The following is a 23,855-nucleotide window of genomic DNA, read 5'->3' as shown; positions in this document are numbered from 1 at the left end:
TCTAAATTATTTTCAATCAGCCCTATCACTTTTGCGATCTCGTGCGGCAGATAGGCATTGAGAAACATTTCCATTCAGGAACCCGCCGAATGTCCCGCACCCTCGACACGTTTTTGCGCCCCAGCCTGTTGGCCGTAGCCATTGCCCTTTGTGCCCCGTTGACCAGCACCACGCTGATCGCCGCCGAACAGGCATCCAGCGCACGCAGCTACAACCTGCCTGCCGGACCTTTGGCGGCCACCCTGAACCAGATCGCCAGCCAGGCCGGCATCACCCTGGCCATCGACTCGTCCCTGCTGGCGGGCAAAACCTCGGCGCCGGTACAAGGCACGTTCGAGGCAACCACGGCGTTGCGTGAGGCGTTGCAGGGGAGTGGGTTGCAGTTGCAGAGCACTGGCAACGGCTCCTACACCCTGATGCCCATCGTCGAAGGCGCACTGACCTTGGGCGACGTCAACATCAACGGCGCTGCCGTCGCTGAAGGGTCGGAAGCAGCAGGTTACGTCAGCGAAAACCTGAATAATGTCGGCGCACTGGGTGGGATGAAACTGCAAGACACCCCCTACTCCATGAGCGTGACCTCCCAGGCTTTGCTCAAAAACATGCAAGCCACATCTCTGGATGACGTGTTCAAGCGCAACCCTTTCACTCAGCTGTTTTCCCCAACCGGCGCGGGTTATGCCAGCGCGGTAAACATTCGCGGTTTCAGTGGCGCGGGTAACCTGAACATTGCCAACGATGGCCTGCGCTTCAGCACACTCGCCGACGCGGGTAACTTTCTGGAAGAAACCGAGCAACTGGAAGTTATCACCGGCCTGACCGGCTTTTTGTATGGCCCCGCGTCTCCGGGCGGTTTAGCCAACTACGTACTGAAACGCCCGACCTATCAAAATTATCGTAGCGTGACCTTGGGCAATGCCGGCGGGGAAAACTATTACCTGCACGGCGACTTTGGCGGCAAGATCGACGACGAAGGCAAATTCGCCTATCGCCTGAACCTGCTGACCCAGGATGGCGAAACCGCCATCGACATGCAGAAACGCCGCCGCGAGATGATCAGCCTGGCCGTGGACTGGAACGTCAGCGACGACCTGCAAATCCAGTTCGATGCATCACACAAGAAAACTCAAATCCGGGGAGTCACCAGTTACTGGTACTTCGGTGATCAGGCGCTGCGCCCCCGTGCCTCGCAGTTGGATAACAACAAACTGTACAGCCAGAAATGGGCATTCTCGGATAACGAAACCGACAAAGGCGGCGTAAGGGCCAAGTGGCGCCTGAACGACACCTTCACCCTGCGCGGCGCACTCGCCACTCAGAAGTTCACCGAACAGAACACCTACACCGGCCCGACCGTTTACAGCCCTGGGGTTTACACCCAACCGCTGTATGCCTTTGCGCCCATTGAGCATGTGGAGAACTCTGCATACCTGTTTCTGGATGCCGCCTTTGCGACAGGCACCATTGGCCACAAAATGACCATGGGCTATCAGGGTAATGACACACGCGTGCGCATGTACGAGGACCACATCCCTTCGAACGGCACACAGTATGGCGACGTCGGCGGCGGCCCGATCCCTTTCGGCAACAGCCAACAAGTCGACAAGCCGGGTTACTCGGTTGGCCATGGCGATCAGCGTTTGGCGAGCACCTCACAAAACAATAACTTCCTGATCGGCGACGTCATTACCTTCAATGATCAATGGTCGAGCATCCTCGGTGTGACCCGCACCCAGATCAAGTCTTATGCCAATGACTTCATCTACTCCACACCCGAGAAGAAAACCCGCTACGACGAAAGCAAAACCTCGCCCAGCGTTTCGCTTATCTACAAACCGGTCCCTTGGCTGACCACCTATGCCACCTACATCGAAGGCCTACAGGCAGGCGGCACGGCACCTTACAACGCGAGCAACGCTGGTCAAATCTTCGCGCCGCAAGTCAGCAAGCAGTACGAAGTGGGCGCCAAAGCTACCGTGGGCGACACATTATTTACCCTGGCCTTGTTCAACATCGAAAAGCCTAATGGTTTCCTCAACGAGACCATGACCTACACCGAAAGCGGCAAGCAGGTTAACAACGGCCTGGAGTTCAGCGTGACCGGTAAGGTCACCCCGGAACTGACGGTTGTAGGCGGTTTTACCTTGCTTGATCCAAAGGTCAAGGACGCAGACAACAAGGCCAACGATGGCAATGCCCCGGTCGACGTTGCCAAGCAACTGGCCAAGGTTTACGCCGAATACGACATCAATACCGTACCCGGTTTGGCCCTGACCGGTGGCGCGTTCTACACCGGCAAGCAATACACCGACGTCAACAACGACTATCAATTGCCGTCGTTCACCACCTTTGATGCCGGTGCACGCTACCGTATGAAAGTTTCGGAAAATGATCTGACCTTGCGCATGAACGTCAGCAACCTGGCCAACAAAGACTACTGGCTCAACAGTCATTACCTGGGCGACCCGCGCACCGTGCAGTTCTCGGCGCAGCTGGAGTTCTAAACAAATCGTTGGCGCATCACCTCCCCCTGTGGGAGCGGGCTTGCTCGCGATAGCATCACCTCGGTATTTTCAGATACACCGGGTTGTCTGCATCGCGAGCAAGCCCGCTCCCACAGGGTGTTGTTGCAATTGGGAAAGTCATGAAAAGCAAAACCATCCGCCGCTGGTCCTTTATCCATACCTGGACCAGCCTGATTAGCACCGCTTTTTTGCTGCTGTTGGCACTCACCGGTCTGCCGTTGATTTTTCATCATGAAATCGACCATCTGCTGGGCGATGCCCCGCAAGTCAAGGAACTGCCCGCCGATACCCCGACCCTTGACCTGCAACAACTGGTACGCGCCGCCGAGGCTCATCGGCCGGGCGAGGTCATGCAGTATTTCGGCTGGGAAGAAGACGAACCCAACGCAGTCCTGACCATCATGGCGCCCACCGCAGGCACCGAGCCCAACTCGTCCCACACCTTTATGCTCGATGCGCGTACCGGCGAGGCGATAGAAGTGCCGTCAGCCAATGGCGGGATCATGATGGTCATGCTGCGCCTGCACGTGGACATGTTTGCCGGGCTACCCGGCAAGCTGCTGCTGGCATTTATGGGGCTGCTGTTTGTGCTGGCGATCATCTCCGGCACGGTGCTGTACTTGCCGTTTATGCGCCGCCACGAATTCGCGACCGTGCGTACCGACAAGTCCACCCGCTTGCGCTGGCTCGACCTGCATAACCTGATTGGCGCCGTGACCTTGACCTGGGCCCTGGTGGTGGGAGTGACCGGTGTTATCAGCGCCTGTGCCGACCTGATCATCGCCGCCTGGCGCAATGACAGCCTCAGCGCCATGATCGAGCCTTACCGCGATGCCCCACCGCTGACTCACCTCGCCCCAGCCAGCCAACTCCTGGAAATCGCAGCCAAGGCCGCACCCGACATGCGCCCGGACTTTATCGCCTTCCCCGGCACCCGGTTCTCCAGCGAGCACCATTACGCGGTCTTCATGAAAGGCAGCACACACCTGACCTCACACCTGCTGACCCCGGTTTTGATTGACGCCAGCACCCTTGAAGTCACCGCCGTGGCGGGTCGCCCGTGGTACATGGACGCGATGGGTATGTCGCAGCCGCTGCACTTTGGCGACTACGGCGGCATGCCGATGAAAATCCTCTGGGCAGCCCTCGACCTGCTGACCATTGTGGTGCTCGGCAGCGGGTTGTACCTATGGTGGGTGCGCAGACGCGCGGCCAAGGAGAGTGCTCGATGAGGCCACGGCAGTCGAACTTCTGGAAGGTATTTGCGATCCCGCTGGCGATTGGACTCGTCAGCGTGACGGGATTGTTCAGCGCGCTATTGGGAGACGGCGCCTGGGACATATTGAGCTGGATTGGCCTGGGAATTCCGCTGTGGATCAGTGTGCGCGGGTTGCTTAAACGCTAACGCCAAATCTGTGGGGGCGGGCAAGCCCGCACCCACATAAATCGGCAATCAGCAGTCCGGTTTGTCCGCTGTATAACGACGTGCCGGGTTCACTGCCGCACCAAACTCACGCAAGGCCTTGGCGCCAATCAGCAACGGATAGTTGAAGCTGCTGCGATCGGTGAGGTTGACCTCCACAGTGCGCTTGACGTTACCCAGGCACATTTCCAGATCAACTACCGGCCGCTTGGCGCTTTCAGGTACATCCCTGTCTTCGTCTTCATCGGCGCGACTTTTGATTTTGCTGATGCGCGCTACTTTGTGCTCGTACACCTTGCTGCTCGCACCTTCGGTCGCCAGCTGAAAGCGTACCCACTCGTCACCATCACGGGTAAAGGTCTGGATATTTTTCGCCGACAGCGACGCGGTCAGGGCGCCTGTGTCCATCTTGGCCTGAAGGGTCTCGCCGATTTCTGGCAACTTGATGTATTCGTAACGCCCATAAAGGGTCGGCTCGGCGGCCATCACCGGCAGCGCCAATACAGAAAGCAACGCAAGAATAGACTTCATGCAGGCAGTTCCTTCAAAGAGTACAGAGCACGCAGTAAGTGTTTAAACGCCCCAGGCGCTGCCCAACTTGCTCAGCAACGAAGTGCTGACGTTCTGGCCCTTGAAGTAGTCCAGCAATACCGGTGCGAACTTGGCAACCATGCCGTCCTGCATGCCCAGCGCGGTGAATGCGCCGTTCAACTGATCAGTGTTGGCCACGTTGCTGACTGCGCTGGTCGCGGTCTCGGATACGCCGCTGGACTTGCCCAACAGGCCGCCCAACTGGCTCAACTGACCCAGTGCACCGGCGCCAGCCAGTTTGTTAACACCTGGTACTTGCTGGGTCAGTTCGGAATAGTCGCTGGAGGTCAGCTGGTTTTTCGCCAGGCTCAACATCGCACCGATACCGCCTGCCGCTTGCTCAGGCTTTACACCCAGCTCGTTGACCTTGGTCAGCATCTGTACGGCTTGCGCCGATTTGTCGGTGGTCGCGCCATTCCCGTTGGCACCCTGTACTTGCGCCGCCACGTTGGCCACGTCGCTCAGGCTGAAACCTGCAAACACCGGGCTCGCTGCCACGGTCATCAATGTTGCCAGTGCCACGCCGCTCAACTTATTCATCGCTCAAACCTCTAGAACCAAAAAACCGCCCGCCATGGAGCGGTAAAACTATGTGTATGACCCAAAACCCCGGCAGTTGTTCCCAAGTGCCACTATTGGATCAAACGGCGGGCAATCTTAATTGAAAACCAGTGCATCCGCTGTGCGAACTGGCGGCCCCGTTTTGTACCAGGCACCAAACCCTCGTAGCAGCTGCCGTAGGAACGAGGCTGCGTCCGAGGGCAAAGCCCTCGTAAAACCGGTAATCGCGGTCTATCTGAACGACCGCATTGTGTGGTTTTACGACTGCTTCGCAGCCGAACGCAGCCTCGTTCCTTCGGCAGCTGCTACAGGTTTTCTGCCAATTGTTAAGCCTTGCTGAACATCCGATGCGGATCGATCACAAACTTCTTCGGCACACCCGCATCGAACTCGCCATAACCCCGCGGCGCGTCGTCCAGGCTGATCACTTCAACGCCTACGATATCGGCGATCTTGATCCGGTCCCACATGATCGCCTGCATCAGTTGGCGGTTGTATTTCATCACCGGCGTTTGCCCGGTATGGAAGCTGTGGGACTTGGCCCAGCCCAGACCAAAGCGAATGCTCAGGCTGCCCATTTTTGCAGCTGCATCGGCAGCACCCGGATCTTCGGTTACGTACAAGCCCGGAATCCCGATCTTGCCCGCCACCCGCACCACGCCCATCAGCGAGTTGAGCACCGTGGCCGGTGCTTCGTGTTTAACCCCGTCATGCCCGTGACCACGGGCTTCGAAGCCTACGGCGTCGACGGCGCAGTCCACTTCAGGTTCGCCCAGCAGATCGGCGATTTGTTCGTGCAATGGTGTGTCTTTGGACAGGTCGGCAATTTCGAAACCCTGAGCCTTGGCGTGAGCCAAGCGAATCGGGTTCACGTCGCCGACAATCACCACCGCCGCCCCCAGCAAGCGCGCCGAGGCCGCCGCCGCCAGACCGACCGGACCAGCACCGGCGATATACACCGTGCTACCAGGGCCAACGCCTGCGGTTACAGCACCGTGGTAACCGGTGGGCAGAATGTCGGAAAGGCAGGTCAGGTCGCGAATTTTCTCCATCGCAGCGTCACGGTTGGGCAGCTTGAGCAGGTTGAAATCGGCGTAGGGCACCAACACATATTCAGCCTGGCCGCCGACCCAATCGCCCATGTCCACGTAACCATAGGCGCCACCGGGACGGGCCGGGTTGACGGTCAGGCATACGCCAGTGTTCTGTTCCTTGCAGCTGCGGCAACGCCCGCATGCCACGTTGAACGGCACTGAAACCAGATCGCCGACCTTCAGATGTTCCACATCGCGCCCGGCCTCGATCACTTCGCCGGTAATTTCATGGCCCAGCACCAGACCGGTTTGCGCCGTGGTACGACCACGCACCATATGCTGGTCGGAGCCACAAATATTGGTCGACACCACCCGCAGAATCACGCCGTGGTGGATCTGCTTGCCCTGAGGGTTTTGCATCTTGGGGAATGGAATGCTTTGCACTTCAACCTGGCCATTGCCCAGGTACACCACACCGCGGTTGTCAGCCATCGTATTCACCCTTGTTGTTATTGGAGGGATTAACTTGCTGCTTGCAGCTTAGAACTTGCAGGTGCCTCACAGCACCACGGTACGACCTCCATTTAGGAAAACGCGCCGCTCAATGTGATAGCCCACGCCGCGAGCCAGCGTCTGGGCCTCGATGTCGCGGCCCTTGGCGATCAGGTCTTCGGGGTAATGGCTATGGTCCACCACCTCGACGCCCTGAGCGATGATTGGACCTTCGTCCAGGTCGTTATTGATGTAGTGCGCCGTCGCACCCACCAGCTTGACGCCCTTTTCGTAGGCCTGGTGATAGGGCTTGGCGCCTTTGAAACCGGGGAGCAAGGAGTGGTGAATGTTGATCGCCTTGCCATCGAGCTTGCGGCACAGCTCAGGGGACAGCACTTGCATGTAGCGCGCAAGGATCACCAGTTCGGCGCCAGTGTCTTCGATCACCTGCCAGACCTTGGCCTCTTGGGCCGGTTTGTCTGCCGGGTCCAGCGCAAAATGGTGATACGGGATACCGTGCCAGCGAGCCAGGGGCTCAAGATCGGGGTGATTGGACACCACGGCCACCACGTCCATCGATAGCTGGCCAATGCGCTGGCGATAGAGCAGGTCGTTAAGGCAGTGATCGGCCTTGGACACCATGATCAGCACTTTGGGCCGGTGATGGGGAGGCGTCAGTTCAAAGGTCATGCCAAAGGCCGCGCCGCGTTCGGCCAAGCCTGTACGAAAGGCGTGCTCGTCAAAACCGTCGGGCTGGCGAAACTCCACCCGAATAAAGAAACGTGCCGAGCGCTGGTCGTCGAAGGAATGGTGTTCGGTGACGTAGCAACTGTGTTCGAACAGATAACGCGTGACCGCGTCCACCGTGCCCAAGAGGCTTGGGCAGTCGGCGGTGAGAATCCAGGTGTCGGGGGCGCGGCTCATGGGGTGCTCCTTGATGGGTATTGGAACGCACACGACCTGTGTGGGAGCGGGCTTGCTCGCGATGCAAACAACACGGTACATCCGGATGACCGTGGTGCTGCAATCGCGAGCAAGCCCGCTCCCACAGAGGCGCAGGCAGGATCATATTTACGCTTCGACGTTCAACCCATACTCCGCCGCTGCATCCTGCAACCATAGCCACCAATAGTCCGAAAAGCTGCGACGGATCAGCAGTTCCCAAGTGTCTTCGGCCGTATGACGGATTACCAGCTGCGATTTGGCGAACACCGTGCCCACCGCCTTGCCCACCGGAAAGTTGTCCGGATGCACGTCGTAACTGGTGGACTTCATCAGCACTTCGCGCACCTTTGGCCCGCTCAGCTCCAGCAGTTGTTGCCCGCCGCTGACGTTGACCACCGAGATGTGCAACCCGGCCAATGCGGCGCGCAACGCCTGTTCCACGGCGAACTCCTGGCCACCGGGTACGATCAGCAACCACTCATCCGGCCCCATCCATTGCAGCGATGTTTCGTCCTTGGCCACCAGGCTCAGGGCCACGGGCAATTCCAGCCCCAAGGCCTTGTTCACGCCTGCTACAAAGGCCGGGTCATTGGCGTCGCCGCGCAGGGTCAAATGGCCCAGCAGTTTCTTCTCGCGCACCCGCACGCCGGGGTTTTTACGGCCCTTGCCGATCAGACCGGCGAGATTAGCCTGGTGCAACGATGACTCGGCTTTGGCGCCCGAGTCCGGGCGTTGTTGATATACGTTTGCTGTGGTCATGGGTCACCCGTTAGCAATGTTGTGTTGATTGACTCCCACATCCCCTGTGGGAGCGAGCCTGCTCGCGAAAGGGCTTCACTCAAATATTTTGCCGGTCGCCTTTCGGATCGAAGAACACCGAAGACACGATTTCAGCCTCGATCACGCTACCGTCGGCCTGGGGCGAGAACACCCGCTCGCCGATGCGCTTCAAACCGCCTTTGACCACACCCATTGCAAACGAATAACCCAGTGAGTTGTGGGCATAGCTGGACGTCACGTGGCCGACCATCGTCATCGGGATTGCCTGCTTCGGGTCGAACACCAGTTGCGCGCCCTCCGGCAGCCATTGTTTCGGATCGACCGGTTTGAGGCCCACCAGCTGTTTACGCTGGTCACGCACACAGTCTTCGCGGTTCATGCCGCGCCAGCCCAGCCACGAGAACGGTTTGGTGCGGCCCACGCACCAGCCCATGTTCAAATCGTCCGGGGTCATGGAGCCGTCCGTGTCCTGGCCGACGATGATGAAACCCTTCTCGGCCCGCAGCACGTGCATGGTCTCGGTGCCATACGGGGTGAGGTTGTATTGCTTGCCCGCCTCGACGATTTTCTCCAGCACACCCATCGCGTAGTCAGCCTGGATATTGACCTCGTACGACAGCTCGCCGGTAAACGAGATTCGGAACACCCGCGCCGGTACACCGCCCACCAACCCTTCCTTCCAGGTCATGAACGGGAAGGCCTCACGGTCCAGATCGATATCGGTGACTTCGCTCAGCAGCTTGCGGCTGTTGGGGCCGGACAGAGTCATCGTCGCGTAATGGTCGGTCACAGAGGTGAAATACACCTTCAGCTCAGGCCATTCGGTCTGTTGGTAGATTTCCAGCCATTGCAGTACCCGCGCTGCGCCGCCGGTGGTGGTGGTCATCACAAAGTGGTTGTCGGCCAGGCACGCGGTCACACCGTCGTCGAAGACCATGCCGTCTTCTTTGCACATCAGGCCATAGCGGGCCTTGCCCACATCGAGTTTGGTCCAGGCGTTGGTGTAGATGCGGTTGAGGAATTCCCGCGCGTCCGGGCCTTGAATATCGATTTTGCCCAGGGTCGAAGCATCGAGAATGCCGACGCTGTCACGCACTGCCTGGCACTCGCGCTTGACCGCCGCGTGCAGGTCTTCGCCGTTACGCGGGAAGTACCACGGACGTTTCCATTGACCGACGTCTTCAAACTCGGCGCCCTGCTTGACGTGCCAGGCTTGCAGCGCGGTGTAGCGCACCGGCTCGAAAATATGCCCGCAATGGCGACCGGCTACAGCGCCAAAGGTCACCGGCGTGTAGTTGGGGCGGAACATGGTGGTGCCCATCTGCGGGATGGTCACGTTCAGCGAGCGCGCGGCAATGGCCAGCCCGTTGACGTTGCCCAGCTTGCCCTGGTCGGTACCAAAACCCAGCGCGGTGTAGCGTTTGACGTGCTCGACCGACTCGAAGCCTTCGCGGGTTGCCAGTTCAATGGCCGCGGCGGTTACGTCGTTTTGCAGGTCGACAAATTGCTTCGGTGCCCGCGCCGTGCCCTTTTCATGGGGTACATGGAACAGCGCCAGCGTGGCTTCCTGAAGCTGATTCAGGGCTTTGGGCAATACCCCTTCGACCGCTTTGAACCCGGCTTCGCTGGCAGCACGCACGCCACCTTCAAAACCATCGGCGAGGCTGTCGCCCAACCCGTAAACACCGTTGATGCCACCTACGCACACACGTTTTTGCGGTGCTTCGCCGGGTACAAAACCAAGAATATCTTCGCGCCAGGTCGGCTTGCCGCCCAAGTGCGAGGCCAGATGCACCACCGGACTGTAGCCGCCCGAGGTCGCAACCAGATCGCATTCCAGCCACTCGCCGGGGCTAGCGACACTGAGGGATTTAAGGTCAATCGCCGCCACCCGAGCACCGGTCACATGCTTGCTGCCACGGGTTTCGATCACCGCGCTGGAGGTCAAAATACGGATACCTTTGGCCCGTGCCGCTTCTACCAGCGCGCCACGAGGGTTGCTGCGCGCATCAGCCACAGCCACCACCTGCTGACCGGCATCGAGCCAATCCAGCGCGACGCGGTAGGCGTGGTCGTTGTTGGTACTGAGCACCATTTTTTTGCCTGGCGCTACGCCGTAGCGACGTACATAAGTGGACACCGCGCCCGCCAGCATGTTGCCCGGCACGTCATTGTTGCCGTACACCAATGGCCGCTCGCAGGCACCGGTGGCCAACACCACGCGCTTGGCCCGTACCCGGTGAATACGCTGACGCACCTGGCCAATCGGGGCACGGTCGCCGAGGTGGTCGGTGAGGCGTTCGTGAATGGTCAGAAAGTTGTGGTCGTGATAGCCGTTGACTGTCGCCCGTGGCAACAGAGTTACGCTCGGCAGTTCCTTGAGTTCAGCGATGACTTTGCCGACCCATTCCATCGCCGGCTTGCCGTCCAGGCTTTCACGGCTGTCGAGCAGGCTGCCGCCGAACTCTTCTTGTTCATCCGCAACGATCACTCGGGCGCCGCTGCGCGCTGCGGCCAAAGCCGCCGCCAAGCCTGCAGGGCCTGCACCGACGATCAGCACATCGCAATGGTGGTTCATGTAGTCGTAGGTGTCGGGATCGTTCTGGGTCGGCGAACGGCCCAGGCCTGCTGCCTTGCGGATGTACTTCTCGTAGGTCATCCAGAACGACTGCGGGTACATAAAGGTTTTGTAGTAGAAGCCAGGCGGCATCAGCTTGCCGCCGACCTTGCCCAAAATACCCATCACATCGTTGTTGACGTTGGGCCAGCCGTTGGTGCTGGTGGCGACCAAGCCCTGATACAGCGCCTGTTGCGTGGCGCGCACGTTAGGAATTTGGGTAGCTTCGGTGGCGCCGATTTGCAGCACCGCGTTGGGCTCTTCGGCACCGGCGGCATAGATGCCACGGGGCCGGGAATATTTGAAGCTGCGACCAATCACGTCGACGCCATTGGCCAGCAACGCGGCGGCCAGGCTGTCGCCCTCGTAGCCTTTGTATTGTTGACCGTTGAACGTAAAGGTCAGCACCTTGCTGCGGTCGACACGGCCGCCATTAGGCAAGCGATGGGTCTGGCTCATACCTTTTCTCCCTGCTCGCGAGTGGCCGTGGTGATCAGTGGCGCCGCCTGTTCAGTGAACTGTGGCTTGGTGCCGATCAGGTAGGTTTCAAGAATTTCGTAGGTCACGGTGTTACGCGTGGCATTGAAGAACTGGCGGCAACCGGCGACGTGGTTCCACAGTTCGTGGTGCAGGCCGCGAGGGTTGTCGCGAAAGAACATGTAATCGCCCCACTCGGCATCAGTGCAGGCGCCGGGGTCGAGCGGGCGCGGGATGTGCGCCTGGCCGCTGGCATGAAATTCCTCTTCGGAGCGCAATTCGCCGCAATGGGGACAGAAGATATGGAGCATGGGTGTTTCTCCTGTTAGTGGGCGACAGCGGCAGCGCCGTGTTCGTCGATCAGGGCGCCGGAATGGAACCGGTCAATGGAAAACGGTGCAGCCAATGGGTGCATCTCGCCTTTGGCCAGGCTGGCGGCAAACACGTTGCCCGAGCCCGGCGTAGCCTTGAAGCCACCCGTGCCCCAGCCGCAGTTGAAAAACAGGTTCGGCACCGGGGTCTTGGAGATGATCGGGCAAGCGTCGGGTGTGGTGTCGACGATGCCGCCCCACTGGCGGTTCATGCGCACGCGGGACAGTACCGGAAACATTTCTACAATCGCCTGGATCGTGTGCTCGATCACCGGGTACGAGCCACGCTGGCCGTAGCCGTTGTAGCCGTCGATCCCGGCACCGATCACCAGGTCGCCCTTGTCGGACTGGCTGATGTAACCGTGCACCGCGTTGGACATGATCACACTGTCGATAATCGGTTTGATCGGCTCCGACACCAGCGCTTGCAGCGGGTGCGATTCGATCGGCAAACGAAAGCCGGCCTGGCGCGCCATATGCCCGGAGTTACCGGCGGTGACCACGCCCACGCGCTTGGCGCCGATAAAGCCCTTGCTGGTTTCGACGCCGATGCACACGCCGTTTTCCTTGCGAAACCCCAGTACTTCGGTTTGCTGGATCAAGTCCACGCCCAGCGCATCCGCAGCGCGGGCAAAGCCCCAGGCCACGGCATCGTGACGGGCCACGCCGCCTCGGCGTTGTACGGTGGCACCGATGATCGGGTAACGAGTGTTTTTTGAGCAATCGAGGTACGGAATTTCGTCCGCCACTTGTTTGGCGTCGAGCAGCTCACCGTCCACGCCGTTGAGGCGGTTGGCGCTGACCCGGCGCTCCGAGTCGCGTATGTCTTGCAGGGTGTGGCACAGGTTGTAGACGCCACGCTGGGAGAACATGACGTTGTAATTCAAGTCCTGGGACAAGCCTTCCCACAGTTTCATCGCATGTTCGTAAAGGTGCGCCGACTCGTCCCACAGGTAGTTGGAACGCACAATGGTGGTGTTGCGCGCCGTATTGCCGCCGCCCAGCCAGCCCTTTTCGACCACGGCCACATTGGTGATGCCGTGTTCCTTGGCCAGGTAATAGGCCGTTGCCAGCCCGTGGCCGCCACCGCCGACGATGATTACGTCGTAGACCTTTTTCGGGGTCGGTGTGCGCCACATCTTCTGCCAGTTTTCGTGGTGGCTGAGGGAGTGTTTGAAGAGGCCGAAGCCTGAATACCGTTGCATAGGATTAACTCCAAAAACGCGCTCAGCGATAAACCGGGAAGTCTTTGCACAGCGAGGTCACCTGGCGCGCCACGTCGGCCTCGATATCGGCATCGCCGAGGTGATCGAGGATGTCGCAGATCCAGCCCGCCAACTGCGTGCATTGCGCCACTTTGAAACCGCGAGTGGTCACCGCCGGGGTGCCAATGCGCAGGCCCGAGGTCACGAAGGGCGATTGCGGATCGTTGGGCACGGCATTTTTATTGACCGTGATATGGGCGCGGCCCAGTGCAGCATCGGCGTCTTTGCCGGTCAGGCCCTGACGGATCAGGCTGAGCAGGAACAGATGGTTGTCGGTACCGCCCGAGACCACGTCGAACCCACGTTTGATAAACACTTCAGCCATGGCTTGAGCGTTGTCGATAACCTGCTGTTGATACGCCTTGAAGCCGGGTTCCAGCGCCTCTTTAAAGCACACTGCCTTGGCCGCGATCACATGCATCAACGGACCGCCCTGACCACCAGGGAACACCGCCGAGTTGAACTTTTTCTCCAGCGCTTCGTTGGCCTTGGCCAGGATCAGCCCGCCCCGTGGCCCGCGCAGGGTTTTGTGAGTGGTGGTGGTGACCACATCGGCGTACGGCAGCGGGTTCGGGTACAGCCCCGCAGCCACCAGACCGGCAACGTGGGCCATGTCGACAAACAGGTAGGCGCCCACCTTGTCAGCGATCTGACGAAAGCGCGGGAAATCGAGGAATTTGGAATAAGCCGAGAACCCGGCAATGATCATCTTTGGCTGATGCTCAACGGCCAGGCGTTCCACTTCGTCGTAGTCGATCAGACCGGTAGCGGTGTCGATACCGTACTGCACGGCGTTGTACAACTTGCCGGAGAAGCTGACGCTGGCGCCGTGGGTCAAGTGCCCACCGTGAGCCAGGCTCATGCCCAGTACGGTGTCACCGGCATTCAGCAGCGCCAGATACACCGCCGCGTTGGCCTGGCTGCCGGAGTGCGGCTGCACGTTGGCGTAATCGGCGCCGAACAGTTGCTTGGCGCGGTCGATGGCCAGTTGCTCGACTTTATCCACGTGCTCGCAGCCGCCGTAGTAGCGCTTGCCCGGATAGCCTTCGGCGTACTTGTTGGTCAGACCGCTGCCTTGGGCTTCCATAACGCGCTGGCTGGTGTAGTTCTCGGAGGCGATCAACTCGATGTGATCTTCCTGGCGCTGATCTTCGGCATTCATGGCCGCTAACAAGGCATCGTCGTAACCCTGGATCTGATCCTGCTTGCTGAACATTGCGTGTCTCCCAGCGCCAGCGCGCCTTTTGGTCTCGGTGGGGCTTGTGCCCTTTGAGCCGATGGTAGAGCTGGCGCAGACGGATCAAATGCCTATGGACGCCACGCAATGGTGCGTTTACGACATGGCGCAAAAGCAGATCTCTGTACAACAGGCCCCTCGTAGCAGCTGACTCGCGGAGCGAGGCTGCGTCGGGCTGCGCAGCAGCCCTAAAATCAGGCCCTGCGGTGTGCCAGTTAAATTCAGATCGCAGGTTTACGGCCGCTTCGCTGCCGAACGCAGCCTCGCTCCGCTCCTCAGCTGCTACAGGTTTTACGGAGTTATAGAACTATTCTTTTGTAGGGATTTTCCGCACTTTAAGTCGTGTCTGTGCACCCGCAAGATTCTTGGATAAAGTGCACCACAACATTCGACCAAGGAACCGGGAAATGACTGACAAGAGCCAACAATTCGCCAGCGACAACTACTCCGGTATCTGCCCCGAAGTCTGGTCTGCCATGGAAAAGGCCAACCACGGCCACCAGCGCTCATACGGCGACGATGAGTGGACCCTGCGTGCCTCCAACGATTTTCGCAACCTGTTCGAAACCGACTGCGAGGTGTATTTCGCTTTCAACGGTACTGCGGCCAACTCCTTGGCCCTGTCGTCGTTGTGCCAGAGTTTCCACAGCGTAATCTGCTCCGAAACCGCCCACGTCGAAACCGACGAATGCGGGGCTCCTGAGTTCTTTTCCAACGGCTCAAAGCTGCTGATCGCCCGCACTGAAAACGGCAAGATCACCCCCGAGTCGATCCGCGAAATCGCCCTCAAGCGCAAAGATATCCACTACCCAAAACCGCGCGTGGTCACCATTACCCAGGCCACCGAAGTCGGTAGCGTGTACCGCCCTGAAGAAATTCGCGCCATCAGCGCTACCTGCAAAGAGCTGGGCTTGTTGCTGCACATGGACGGCGCCCGTTTCTCCAACGCCTGCGCCTTCCTCGGTTGCACCCCGGCAGAGCTGAGCTGGAAAGCCGGCGTGGATGTGCTGTGCTTTGGCGGGACCAAAAACGGCATGGCAGTGGGTGAAGCAATTCTGTTCTTCAACCACGACCTGTCGGTGGACTTTGACTACCGCTGCAAACAGGCCGGGCAACTGGCGTCAAAAATGCGCTTTTTGTCGGCACCCTGGGTGGGCTTGCTGGAAAACGACGCATGGCTCAAACACTCCCGCCACGCCAACCACTGCGCGCAATTGCTGAGCCAGTTGGTGAGTGACATTCCGGGGGTTGAGCTGATGTTTCCGGTGGAGGCCAACGGCGTGTTCCTGCAACTGTCGGAACCGGCAGTGGCTGCGCTGACCGCCAAGGGCTGGCGTTTCTATACCTTCATCGGCAAAGGCGGCGCACGCTTCATGTGCTCGTGGGACACCGACGAGGCACGAGTGCGGGAATTGGCGGCAGATATTCGCGAAGTGATGGCGGGGTAAAACAGCAAAGTTCTCTGTAGCCGCTGCCGCAGGCTGCGATAAGGTCCGCAGGACCTTCAAAGCCTTGGGCAGCGACTACAGAGTTTGGCGAATACTCAGGATTGCCCCAGAGTTCGCTCAATCACATCGACCGTGGCGCTGACTTGCTCTTGATAACGGTCGAGTTCCTGTTTGTGGCTCAGTTGCAACTCAATCTGCTTTGAACACAGATTCAGTGCTGCCAGCACCAGCAATTTGTCCCCGATCAGGCTCGGGTACTTTCTTTTCGTTTCGGCCAGGGCGGTTTTCAACATGACCGTTGCCGCCATCAGGGTTTTTTGCTCCCCCTCCGGCGCTTTGATCGTGTAGTCGTTACCCAGAATCGAGACGACATTTACTCCGTCTCTGTCCGCGCTCATGCGTTGACAGGGCTCGCGCGCTCAACCAGTGCCTGAATGCGGGCTGCGGTTGCACCTTGCTTCTCTTCCTGTTCCATCAGGGTCAGTTGCAGGCTTTCGTTTTCATCTTTGGCCAGAGCCAGCTCGGCGCTCAGTTGTTCGTTGGTTTCCAGCAGTTCTTGCTTTTGCTGAACCAGGTCGCTGACCAGTTGTTCCAGTTTGCTAAGGGATGACTCAATCATGGTGGCGTTCTCAAGCAGTTTCGAAGGGCGCGTACGATAAAGAAAAGTCAGCGCCTAAGCTAGCGCCAACCTGCCTTATCAGACCCCTAATGACTCTGCTTTAGAACCTTTGTTCCCAAACCTTAGAATTCAATCCGCACATCCCCCTTCGGCACGCTGCAGCACGACAGGATATAGCCCTCTGCAACATCCTCCTCGGTGATGCCGCCGTTGTGCTCCATCTCGACCTCGCCGCCCAGTTTCAGCACCTTGCAGGTGCCGCAAATACCCATGCCGCAGGCTTTGGGGATCAGCAGCCCAAGCTTGGCCGCTGCCGCATGCACCGTTTCGGCCGGGCCCACGCGGATGCTCTTGCCGGACGCCGTAAATTCCACCTGATTCAGATCCGCCTGGTCCAACTCCGGCGCATCGGCTGCCTGCTCGGCTTGCTCCACCGCATCGGCCCGGGCTTCAGGCGGGGTCGCACCAAAGGATTCCTCGTGGTAACGGCTCATATCGAAACCGTTGGCTTCGAGCAAACGCTTCACCGCATTCATATACGGCGTCGGCCCGCAGCAAAACACCTCGCGCTCCATGAAGTCGGATGCCATCAGGTCGAGCATTTTGTGATTCAGATAACCGCGATACCCGGCCCACGGCTCACCCAGACCGTGCTTCTCGCAGATCAGATGCAGGCTGAAGTTGTCGATGCGCGAAGCCATATGCTCCAGCTCGCGGTGGTAAATGATGTCTTTGGGGGAGCGGGCGCTGTGGATAAACACCATGTCGACATTGGCGTTGGTGTCGTAAAACCAGCGCGCCATCGACATCACCGGGGTAATCCCGACACCACCGCTCAGGTACAGCACCTTGGGGCTAGGCGCATCGATGGCATTGAACAGCCCGACCGGCCCGTGAACCGCCAGCTCCTGACCTTCCTGCAAATTGTCATGCAACCAGTTGGACACCCGGCCGCCCGGCACGCGCTTGATAGTCACCGAAAAACTGTACGGCACCGACGGTGAGCTGGAGATGGTGTACGAACGCATCACCGGGTCGCCGTCGATTTCCAGTTCCAGAGTGACGAACTGCCCTGGCTTGAAAAAGAACAGAATCGGCTGGTCGGCCATAAAACAGAAGGTGCGCACGTCCCAGGTTTCCTGAATCACTTTGACGCATCGCACGATGTGTCGGCCATTGGCCCAGGTCTGGGTGGTTACCGGGTTCAGAAAGCTGTTGGACATGCGTTTCTCCACGGCCGACAACCGGCCTCTTGTTGGCGATTCTGCGCATGCCCCGAAGCGGCCATTTATCTATTCGCGACATCCACATACTTATCGCGACCAGCCCCTGAAAACAGTACCTGCGGCGTCGGGAACAGATTGGGCCATGTCGCCCGCAGATATGGCATCAAGGCACTTCAATCGCACACTCAGCGCCACTCAACGTGTTAATTGTTTTGCCTTGCGTCGCACCCCTGATCAGCCACTTTTAGGCCACATCCGATGGCCATGAGGATTACAACGATGGACATCACCGCAAACCTGAGCCTGGGCGACCCACTGGAACCCGCACGCAAGGCCACCGCCGAGATGCTGCAGAACCGCGAACGCACGTTTTCGTTGCCGCAGCCGTTTTATAACGACGAGCGTCTGTTCGATATCGATATGCAAGAGATTTTCCAGAAAGAATGGCTGATTGCAGGCATGACCTGCGAGATCCCGGCCAAGGGCAACTTCCTGACCCTGCAAATAGGCAAGAACCCGATCATTGTGATTCGCGGCGCCGAAGGCCAGGTGCATGCCTTTCATAACGTGTGCCGCCATCGCGGCTCACGGCTGTGTACCAGTGAAAAAGGCAAGGTCGCCAAACTGGTATGCCATTACCACCAGTGGACCTACGAACTGGACGGGCGCCTGCTGTTTGCCGGCACCGAGATGGGTGCCGACTTCGACATGAAGCAATACGGCCTCAAGCCGGTTAACGTCAAAACCGCTGGCGGCTACATCTTTATCAGCCTGGCCGAGAACCCGCCTGCCATCGACGAGTTCCTGGCCACGCTGAACCACTACATGGAACCCTACGACATGGAAAACACCAAGGTGGCGATTCAGACCACTCTGGTGGAAAAAGCCAACTGGAAGCTGGTGCTGGAAAACAACCGCGAGTGCTACCACTGCAACGCGTCGCACCCCGAGTTGCTCAAGACCCTGCTGGAGTGGGACGACGTGACCGATCCGCGTGCCGATCAGGCATTCAAGGATCACGTAGCAGCCTCTGCCGCCGCCTGGGACGCAGAAAAGATTCCTTATGCCCACGCCAGTTTCGGTCTGCGTAACCGCATCGTGCGCATGCCGCTGCTCAAGGGCACCGTCTCGATGACCCTGGATGGCAAACAAGGCTGTACAAAACTCATGGGGCGGATCAAAAACCCGGACCTGGGTTCGATGCGCATCCTGCACTTACCGCACTCGTGGAACCACTGCATGGGCGACCACATCATCGTGTTTACGGTATGGCCGATCAGTGCCCAGGAAACCGTGGTCAGCACCAAATGGCTGGTCCACAAGGATGCGGTAGAAGGCGTGGACTATGACGTGGAGCGCATGCGCAAGGTCTGGGACGCCACCAACGACCAGGATCGTCGCCTGGCGGAAGAGAACCAGCGCGGCATCAACTCCATCGCTTACCAGCCGGGGCCGTATTCACAGACGTACGAGTTTGGCGTGGTCAATTTTGTGGACTGGTACAGCGAGCGGCTGCTGAACAATTTGGGGGCAGAGCCTGCGGCGTACCTTAAAGGGATAGTCGCACAATGATCCTGTAGCCGCTGCCGCAGGCTGCTATGGGTTGCGCAGCGACCCTCGAAGGGCCTTCGGCAGCGGCTACAGAACCCACATCGATCAATTATTGATCAACTCGCTACACCCCCCGCAGTCAAAGGCTCTCAGCCCTTCACCAACAACTTGTCCACAGGCACACCCACAGCAATTGTGGGGAAGTGGACAACTTACCCCATAAATCACGATTGAGTGTTTTTTGTACAATTGATTACAAGCCACGAATTACGTGGCCTGTAGACAGCCGCGAACACCTTATCCACATATCCACCAACAGAGATTGTGCGCAACTTATGCACTGCCTGCTTTCACTGTGGAAAACCCCTTAAGGCACCGATTACTCAGGGGTTTTAAGGCCGCTCGGTGGATAAAGTGCTGAATTGAGCATTTTTTGATCAGAAGCCTGAAAGGCTCGGTTTGTATAGGTCTTAGCCGACAACAAACAACTTATCCACATAAGCGCTAACAGACTTTGTGGGCAAGTATCAGCGCACCACGCCTTCCTCAATGAGCAACTTCAAAATGGCCTGGGCGCCCTCTTCTGCGCCGACGCCCTTGAGGACTTGCCCGGAACCGCCAGCAGCCTTGGCCGTGGCGGCTTTCATGCGATCAGCGCCGCTTTTGGCCTTGATCACTTTCAAGCGCTTGGGCCGTGGTCTGGCAGGTTGCAGCAGCCCCGTTGTGGATAACTCATCGGCAATGATTTCAACCACTCTGGCATCGACCAGGCCCCGGGTAGCCGGGCCGTAAGCGCTTTGCCGGGCCTTGGGGGCCGCGTTATCCACAGTGACCATAAACGGCAATCGCACCTGTAGCCGACGTCGCTGGCCCCGAGGCAAGGCTTGCAGCACTTGCGCCACACCATTGTGGATAGATTCGATCTGCGCCACGCCCACCAGCAGCGGCCAGCCCAATTGCTCGGCCAGCAGGTACGGCAACATGCCCGAACCTTCGCCGGTTTCGGCCTGGCTACCGGTCAGCACCAACTGCACGCCAGCTTCGCGGATGTAATCGCGCAATACCGGCACCGCATCGGCGCCGTCGGGTTGTTCGAGCACGTGCAATTCGTCCAGGCCCATGCCCAGATAAGCGCGCAAGGCTGGCTCGTGAGGGTTGCCCGCGTGCAGCACATGCAAGTTATCCCCAGCCAGCTCCAGGCCCAGTTCAACAGCACGGGCGTCCTGCTCGGCGCGTCGGGCGCGGCCAGAGGCAGGGTGGGCGCCGATTGAAACCAGTGCAACAGTGGCGATGGTCATATGTATTTCTCCAAATCAAAAGCCCCTCACCCCAACCCTCTCCCCGAGGGAGAGGGAGCTGACCGAGGTGATTGACAGAGCAACTATCGACCAATAAATCGGATTGATCTCAGCCATTGAATGCAACAGAGATCGGCCCCTTCTCCCTCTGGGAGAGGGCCGGGGTGAGGGCGCTCTGGCGCCAGTTATCCACAGCCACAATCAGGGCTTCCAGCACCGCCGCACTGTCGCCAATCACCGACAGGTCAGCGCGTTTGATCATGTCGCAACCGGGGTCGAGGTTGATTGCCACCACTTTGTCGCAGGCGCCAATCCCTTGCAGATGCTGAATCGCACCGCTGATCCCGACCGCCACGTAGACCCGCGCGGTGACCCATACCCCGCTGGCACCGACCTGGCGCTCGCGGCCCATGAAGCCATCGTCCACCGCAACCCTGGAGGCGCCTTCAGTGGCGCCAAGGGCCACAGCAGCCCTGTGGAAAAGTCCCCAATCCTTGATACCGTTACCACCACTGAGGATAAATTCCGCCTCGGCCATTGGAATCGCCGCCGGGTCGACCTCCACCGCACCCAAATCTTCAATTCGCGGCAAGCAGCTCGCGAGCGCTGTGGATAACTGCACTGCCAGCACTTCATGCCGGGTGTCGCTGACCGGTTCGGCGCACTCGGCCGCCGCCAGGATCAAACGCCGCAATGGCTGCGCCACGTCTTGCAGCCCCGCACCGGCACGACCGATACAGGCCCCATCCTTGATCTGCCACACTCGCGTGGCCGGGCGTTCACCCAGGCTGGCGGCAAAGCGTCGTCCCAGTTCTGCGCCACCGCTGCGACTGTCCGGCAATAGCCAGTGCCTTGGGGAAAACTGGTTATCCACAGCCCGCAGGCCAAGTACCTGCCGCTCCGGTGCATAACCTTCACTGTCGAGCAGCAACAGCCGATCAACCCCGGCCGTGGCGAAGGCAGTTTCTTTCGATTCGCCAAACACCACCGCCAGTACTGCGCCATCGCTCCCCGCCAGTTGCCGGGCCAGCCCCAACAGATCACGGTCATGACTGCTCAAACGACCGCCAACCATGTCCGGCACTACGCAGATATAGAATGCTGGAGCCGGGACCTGATGCAGCGGTAATTGCACTTCAACACTGGCCGTACGCTTGCTCGTACCGCCCTGTTGCGCGCCGCTACGGTCGATCCGCTTGATGCCGTTAGGGCCGATAAAACCCACGCCATGCACACTTTTACGCAGTACCCCGTTGGGCCCCATCCAGCTCAGTTGCTGTGGTTGCATGGCCGCATGTAACGGGTGCAGGCGGTTGCGTGCGATCCACTCGGCGTGGGGGTCGCGGCGAATAATGTCACTCATGCGATCACCTCCGGGGCTACGCGCTTGGCCGGTTGGGCGAGTGCTGGACCTTCAATCAAGGCGTCCGCCACCAGCTCGGCAATGTCCTTGATCAGTGGCCGTGGCTCCACCACGCCTTCGAGCATGGCGGTGCATTGCGGGCAGCCAACCGCCACGCGCTCGGCGCCGGTTTCACGGATATCGTCCATGCGCATATCAGGGATACGCTGCTTACCGGGAATGTCGGTAATCGGCGCACCGCCACCGCCACCGCAGCAACGGGAGCGAAAGCCCGAGCGCTGCATCTCCTTGACTTCAATGCCCAGCGCTCGCAGCACCGCGCGCGGCGCCTCATATTCACCGTTATAGCGGCCCAGATAACACGGGTCGTGATAGGTCACGCTGCCCCCTGCATCCGCGGCCAGGTTGAGCAAACCGGCGCTGATCAACTCGGCCATGTAGGTGCTGTGGTGCTGTACCAGGTAGTCACCGCCAAAGGCGCCGTACTCATTTTTCAGCACATGAAAACTGTGGGGGTCGCAGGTGACGATGCGCTGGAACTGGTATTGCCCCAGCGTCTGGATATTGCGCTTGGCCAGAACCTGAAAGGTCGCTTCATCACCCAAGCGCCGGGCCACGTCGCCGCTGTCGCGCTCTTCCAGCCCCAGCACCGCGAAGTTGACCCGCGCCGCCTTGAGCACTTTGACGAAGGCACGCAAGGTGCGTTGGTTGCGCATGTCGAAAGCGCCGTCACCGACCCAGAACAGCACATCCGCCGAGGGCTTATCGCGCATCAGGTCGAGATTCAAATCCGCTGCCCAGTTCATCCGCCCGCCCGGTGCAAAACCGCCGGGGTTATCGGTGGCAATCAGGTTGTCCAGCACCTGGGCGCCGTTGTTCGGGGTCGCGCCTTTTTCCAGGGTCAGAAAGCGGCGCATATCTACGATTGCATCCACGTGCTCGATCATCATCGGACACTCTTCGACGCAAGCACGGCAGGTGGTGCAGGACCACAGCGTATCCGCATCGACCAGACCGTTGACGATGGGCTGGTGCGGATTGCCGCCGTGTTCACCTATCGGTTTGCCCGGATACGGGCTGCCCGCGAAGTGCGCATCGGTGCCGCCCGCCAAACCGACCACCATGTCTTGAATCAGCTTCTTGGGGTTGAGCGGCTGCCCGGCGGCAAACGCCGGGCACGCGGCTTCGCACTTGCCGCATTGCACGCAGGCGTCAAACCCGAGCAATTGGTTCCAGGTGAAGTCCTTGGGTTTTTCCACGCCCAGGGGCGCGGTACGGTCGTCCAGGTCCAGTGGTTTCAAACCTGTGGAGCGGCCACCGCCGAAGCGCTCGGCCCGGCGGTGCCAGGCCAGATGCAGGGCTCCGGCGAAGGCGTGTTTCATTGGCCCGCCCCAGGTCATGCCGAAAAACAGCTCCGACACACCCCACAGCACACCAACCGCCAACACCGCCGCCAGCACCCAGCCGCCAAAGCCTTCGGGCAACAAACCGGCCACCGGCAAGGTGAGGATAAAAAAACTCACAGAGAACGCCAGCAGGCTTTTCGGCAGGCGCATCCACGGGCCTTTGGACAAGCGCGACGGCGGGTTAAGGCGACGTTTAAATACAAAGAGCGCGCCGACAAACATCAGCGCCGTGGCGAACAGCAAGGCATAACCCAGGATGCGGTTATGCAGCCCCAGACCGTGCACCAGAATCGCCAACACCGCCGCCAGCACAAAGCCACCGGCGGTGGCGACGTGGGTGTTGGCCATGTATTTGTCGCGAGCGACCACGTGGTGCAGATCGACCATGTAACGCTTGGGCATGGCCAGCAGGCCGCCCAACCAATCGACCTTCGCCGGACGGCCACGGCGCCACATGTTCATGCGCCGCGCGGCGCCCAAAACGGCCAGGGCCAGTGCGGCGAATAACAAAATGGGGAGAACGATATTGAGCATGGTGAAGCTCCCAAAGACTTCGGGGCCGAAACGTGTAGCCGCTGCCGCAGGCTGCGATAAGGACCGAAGGGCCTTCAAAATCAGGGTGGCTT

General features: G+C 59.5%; 20 protein-coding genes. 5 read left to right on the top strand and 15 right to left on the bottom strand.

The genetic code is table 11. The features are described from left to right. Window positions 1-89: 89 nt before the first annotated feature. The 3 genes from V6L79_RS05040 to V6L79_RS05030 all read left to right on the top strand — a co-directional run bounded on the left by V6L79_RS05040 (window position 90) and on the right by V6L79_RS05030 (window position 3,930). Window positions 90-2,504: a TonB-dependent receptor gene (locus V6L79_RS05040; protein ID WP_338579890.1), complete on the top strand. Its 2,415-nt coding sequence runs from the start codon at window positions 90-92 to the stop codon at window positions 2,502-2,504. A 140-nt stretch (window positions 2,505-2,644) separates the two neighbouring features. Next, window positions 2,645-3,757, top strand: a complete 1,113-nt coding sequence (locus tag V6L79_RS05035) for a PepSY domain-containing protein (RefSeq protein WP_261740655.1) — start codon at window positions 2,645-2,647, stop codon at window positions 3,755-3,757. Then, window positions 3,754-3,930 carry a hypothetical protein gene (locus V6L79_RS05030; protein ID WP_261740654.1) on the top strand — a complete coding sequence of 59 codons (177 nt, stop codon included), beginning with the start codon at window positions 3,754-3,756 and terminating at the stop codon, window positions 3,928-3,930. Before V6L79_RS05035 ends, V6L79_RS05030 begins: the two co-directional genes overlap by 4 nt. Before the next feature lie 48 nt (window positions 3,931-3,978). On the opposite strand, the gene V6L79_RS05025 is transcribed toward V6L79_RS05030, so the two are convergent. The 9 genes from V6L79_RS05025 to glyA all read right to left on the bottom strand — a co-directional run bounded on the left by V6L79_RS05025 (window position 3,979) and on the right by glyA (window position 14,297). Beyond that, complete coding sequence (locus tag V6L79_RS05025) at window positions 3,979-4,479, bottom strand: ATP-dependent zinc protease (RefSeq protein ID WP_261740653.1); 501 nt, start codon at window positions 4,477-4,479, stop codon at window positions 3,979-3,981. Window positions 4,480-4,521: 42 nt separating this feature from the next. Then, window positions 4,522-5,079: a DUF2780 domain-containing protein gene (locus V6L79_RS05020; protein ID WP_261740652.1), complete on the bottom strand. Its 558-nt coding sequence runs from the start codon at window positions 5,077-5,079 to the stop codon at window positions 4,522-4,524. 347 nt (window positions 5,080-5,426) lie between these two features. After that, window positions 5,427-6,626 (bottom strand): formaldehyde dehydrogenase, glutathione-independent, encoded by a 1,200-nt coding sequence (fdhA, locus tag V6L79_RS05015; protein WP_261740651.1) that lies wholly within the window; start codon window positions 6,624-6,626, stop codon window positions 5,427-5,429. Window positions 6,627-6,692: 66 nt separating this feature from the next. Then, window positions 6,693-7,550 (bottom strand): formyltetrahydrofolate deformylase, encoded by an 858-nt coding sequence (gene purU / locus V6L79_RS05010; protein ID WP_261740650.1) that lies wholly within the window; start codon window positions 7,548-7,550, stop codon window positions 6,693-6,695. 147 nt (window positions 7,551-7,697) lie between these two features. Then, the gene (locus V6L79_RS05005) at window positions 7,698-8,330 is read right to left on the bottom strand and encodes a sarcosine oxidase subunit gamma family protein (RefSeq protein ID WP_338579889.1); all 633 of its coding nucleotides are present in this window, start codon (window positions 8,328-8,330) and stop codon (window positions 7,698-7,700) included. Window positions 8,331-8,409: 79 nt separating this feature from the next. Further along, window positions 8,410-11,427, bottom strand: coding sequence for a sarcosine oxidase subunit alpha (locus V6L79_RS05000; RefSeq protein ID WP_261740648.1), 3,018 nt, complete (start codon window positions 11,425-11,427; stop codon window positions 8,410-8,412). After that, the gene (locus V6L79_RS04995) at window positions 11,424-11,756 is read right to left on the bottom strand and encodes a sarcosine oxidase subunit delta (protein WP_261740647.1); all 333 of its coding nucleotides are present in this window, start codon (window positions 11,754-11,756) and stop codon (window positions 11,424-11,426) included. The genes V6L79_RS05000 and V6L79_RS04995 overlap by 4 nt, the downstream gene beginning before the upstream one ends. A gap of 14 nt (window positions 11,757-11,770) precedes the next feature. After that, a complete protein-coding gene (locus V6L79_RS04990) occupies window positions 11,771-13,021 on the bottom strand; it encodes a sarcosine oxidase subunit beta (protein ID WP_261740646.1) in 1,251 nt (416 codons plus the stop codon). 22 nt (window positions 13,022-13,043) lie between these two features. Next, window positions 13,044-14,297, bottom strand: coding sequence for a serine hydroxymethyltransferase (gene glyA, locus V6L79_RS04985; protein WP_261740645.1), 1,254 nt, complete (start codon window positions 14,295-14,297; stop codon window positions 13,044-13,046). Window positions 14,298-14,725: 428 nt separating this feature from the next. Here glyA and V6L79_RS04980 point away from each other — a divergent pair, with 428 nt between their 5' ends. Beyond that, entirely contained in the window at window positions 14,726-15,766 is a 1,041-nt protein-coding gene (locus V6L79_RS04980; RefSeq protein WP_261740644.1) for a low specificity L-threonine aldolase, read from the top strand. A gap of 95 nt (window positions 15,767-15,861) precedes the next feature. Here V6L79_RS04980 and V6L79_RS04975 read toward each other — a convergent pair whose 3' ends face one another. The 3 genes from V6L79_RS04975 to gbcB all read right to left on the bottom strand — a co-directional run bounded on the left by V6L79_RS04975 (window position 15,862) and on the right by gbcB (window position 17,608). Then, window positions 15,862-16,164 (bottom strand): cell division protein ZapA, encoded by a 303-nt coding sequence (locus V6L79_RS04975; protein WP_261740643.1) that lies wholly within the window; start codon window positions 16,162-16,164, stop codon window positions 15,862-15,864. After that, window positions 16,161-16,385 (bottom strand): hypothetical protein, encoded by a 225-nt coding sequence (locus V6L79_RS04970; RefSeq protein WP_261740642.1) that lies wholly within the window; start codon window positions 16,383-16,385, stop codon window positions 16,161-16,163. The genes V6L79_RS04975 and V6L79_RS04970 overlap by 4 nt, the downstream gene beginning before the upstream one ends. A gap of 122 nt (window positions 16,386-16,507) precedes the next feature. After that, on the bottom strand, window positions 16,508-17,608 hold the full coding sequence (gene gbcB, locus V6L79_RS04965; protein ID WP_261740641.1) for a glycine-betaine demethylase subunit GbcB: 1,101 nt from the start codon (window positions 17,606-17,608) through the stop codon (window positions 16,508-16,510). A gap of 282 nt (window positions 17,609-17,890) precedes the next feature. On the opposite strand from gbcB, the gene gbcA reads away from it, so the two are divergent. Then, entirely contained in the window at window positions 17,891-19,183 is a 1,293-nt protein-coding gene (gene gbcA, locus V6L79_RS04960; protein ID WP_261740640.1) for a glycine-betaine demethylase subunit GbcA, read from the top strand. Between the two features lie 506 nt (window positions 19,184-19,689). Here the strand turns inward: gbcA and V6L79_RS04955 are convergent. The 3 genes from V6L79_RS04955 to dgcB form a co-directional block, all read right to left on the bottom strand. Then, window positions 19,690-20,460, bottom strand: coding sequence for an electron transfer flavoprotein subunit beta (locus tag V6L79_RS04955; RefSeq protein WP_261740639.1), 771 nt, complete (start codon window positions 20,458-20,460; stop codon window positions 19,690-19,692). A gap of 109 nt (window positions 20,461-20,569) precedes the next feature. Next, window positions 20,570-21,823 carry an electron transfer flavoprotein subunit alpha/FixB family protein gene (locus tag V6L79_RS04950; protein ID WP_338579888.1) on the bottom strand — a complete coding sequence of 418 codons (1,254 nt, stop codon included), beginning with the start codon at window positions 21,821-21,823 and terminating at the stop codon, window positions 20,570-20,572. Next, window positions 21,820-23,763 (bottom strand): dimethylglycine demethylation protein DgcB, encoded by a 1,944-nt coding sequence (dgcB, locus tag V6L79_RS04945; RefSeq protein ID WP_338579887.1) that lies wholly within the window; start codon window positions 23,761-23,763, stop codon window positions 21,820-21,822. Before dgcB ends, V6L79_RS04950 begins: the two co-directional genes overlap by 4 nt. Window positions 23,764-23,855 lie beyond the last annotated feature (92 nt).

The sequence above is a fragment of the Pseudomonas sp. ML2-2023-6 genome (genome assembly GCF_037055265.1).
Taxonomy (GTDB): Bacteria; Pseudomonadota; Gammaproteobacteria; order Pseudomonadales; family Pseudomonadaceae; genus Aquipseudomonas; species Aquipseudomonas kulmbachensis.
Note: the sequence above shows the minus strand (reverse complement) of the source record. Positions and strands in the feature narration are given on the sequence as shown.

Bases quoted from the DNA above. Each gene is read 5' to 3' on its own strand.
- V6L79_RS05040 (WP_338579890.1), top strand. From the start codon at position 90: ATGTCCCGCACCCTCGACACGTTTTTGCGCCCCAGCCTGTTGGCCGTA.
- V6L79_RS05035 (WP_261740655.1), top strand. From the start codon at position 2,645: ATGAAAAGCAAAACCATCCGCCGCTGGTCCTTTATCCATACCTGGACC.
- V6L79_RS05030 (WP_261740654.1), top strand. From the start codon at position 3,754: ATGAGGCCACGGCAGTCGAACTTCTGGAAGGTATTTGCGATCCCGCTG.
- V6L79_RS05025 (WP_261740653.1), bottom strand. From the start codon at position 4,479: ATGAAGTCTATTCTTGCGTTGCTTTCTGTATTGGCGCTGCCGGTGATG.
- V6L79_RS05020 (WP_261740652.1), bottom strand. From the start codon at position 5,079: ATGAATAAGTTGAGCGGCGTGGCACTGGCAACATTGATGACCGTGGCA.
- fdhA (WP_261740651.1), bottom strand. From the start codon at position 6,626: ATGGCTGACAACCGCGGTGTGGTGTACCTGGGCAATGGCCAGGTTGAA.
- purU (WP_261740650.1), bottom strand. From the start codon at position 7,550: ATGAGCCGCGCCCCCGACACCTGGATTCTCACCGCCGACTGCCCAAGC.
- V6L79_RS05005 (WP_338579889.1), bottom strand. From the start codon at position 8,330: ATGACCACAGCAAACGTATATCAACAACGCCCGGACTCGGGCGCCAAA.
- V6L79_RS05000 (WP_261740648.1), bottom strand. From the start codon at position 11,427: ATGAGCCAGACCCATCGCTTGCCTAATGGCGGCCGTGTCGACCGCAGC.
- V6L79_RS04995 (WP_261740647.1), bottom strand. From the start codon at position 11,756: ATGCTCCATATCTTCTGTCCCCATTGCGGCGAATTGCGCTCCGAAGAG.
- V6L79_RS04990 (WP_261740646.1), bottom strand. From the start codon at position 13,021: ATGCAACGGTATTCAGGCTTCGGCCTCTTCAAACACTCCCTCAGCCAC.
- glyA (WP_261740645.1), bottom strand. From the start codon at position 14,297: ATGTTCAGCAAGCAGGATCAGATCCAGGGTTACGACGATGCCTTGTTA.
- V6L79_RS04980 (WP_261740644.1), top strand. From the start codon at position 14,726: ATGACTGACAAGAGCCAACAATTCGCCAGCGACAACTACTCCGGTATC.
- V6L79_RS04975 (WP_261740643.1), bottom strand. From the start codon at position 16,164: ATGAGCGCGGACAGAGACGGAGTAAATGTCGTCTCGATTCTGGGTAAC.
- V6L79_RS04970 (WP_261740642.1), bottom strand. From the start codon at position 16,385: ATGATTGAGTCATCCCTTAGCAAACTGGAACAACTGGTCAGCGACCTG.
- gbcB (WP_261740641.1), bottom strand. From the start codon at position 17,608: ATGTCCAACAGCTTTCTGAACCCGGTAACCACCCAGACCTGGGCCAAT.
- gbcA (WP_261740640.1), top strand. From the start codon at position 17,891: ATGGACATCACCGCAAACCTGAGCCTGGGCGACCCACTGGAACCCGCA.
- V6L79_RS04955 (WP_261740639.1), bottom strand. From the start codon at position 20,460: ATGACCATCGCCACTGTTGCACTGGTTTCAATCGGCGCCCACCCTGCC.
- V6L79_RS04950 (WP_338579888.1), bottom strand. From the start codon at position 21,823: ATGAGTGACATTATTCGCCGCGACCCCCACGCCGAGTGGATCGCACGC.
- dgcB (WP_338579887.1), bottom strand. From the start codon at position 23,763: ATGCTCAATATCGTTCTCCCCATTTTGTTATTCGCCGCACTGGCCCTG.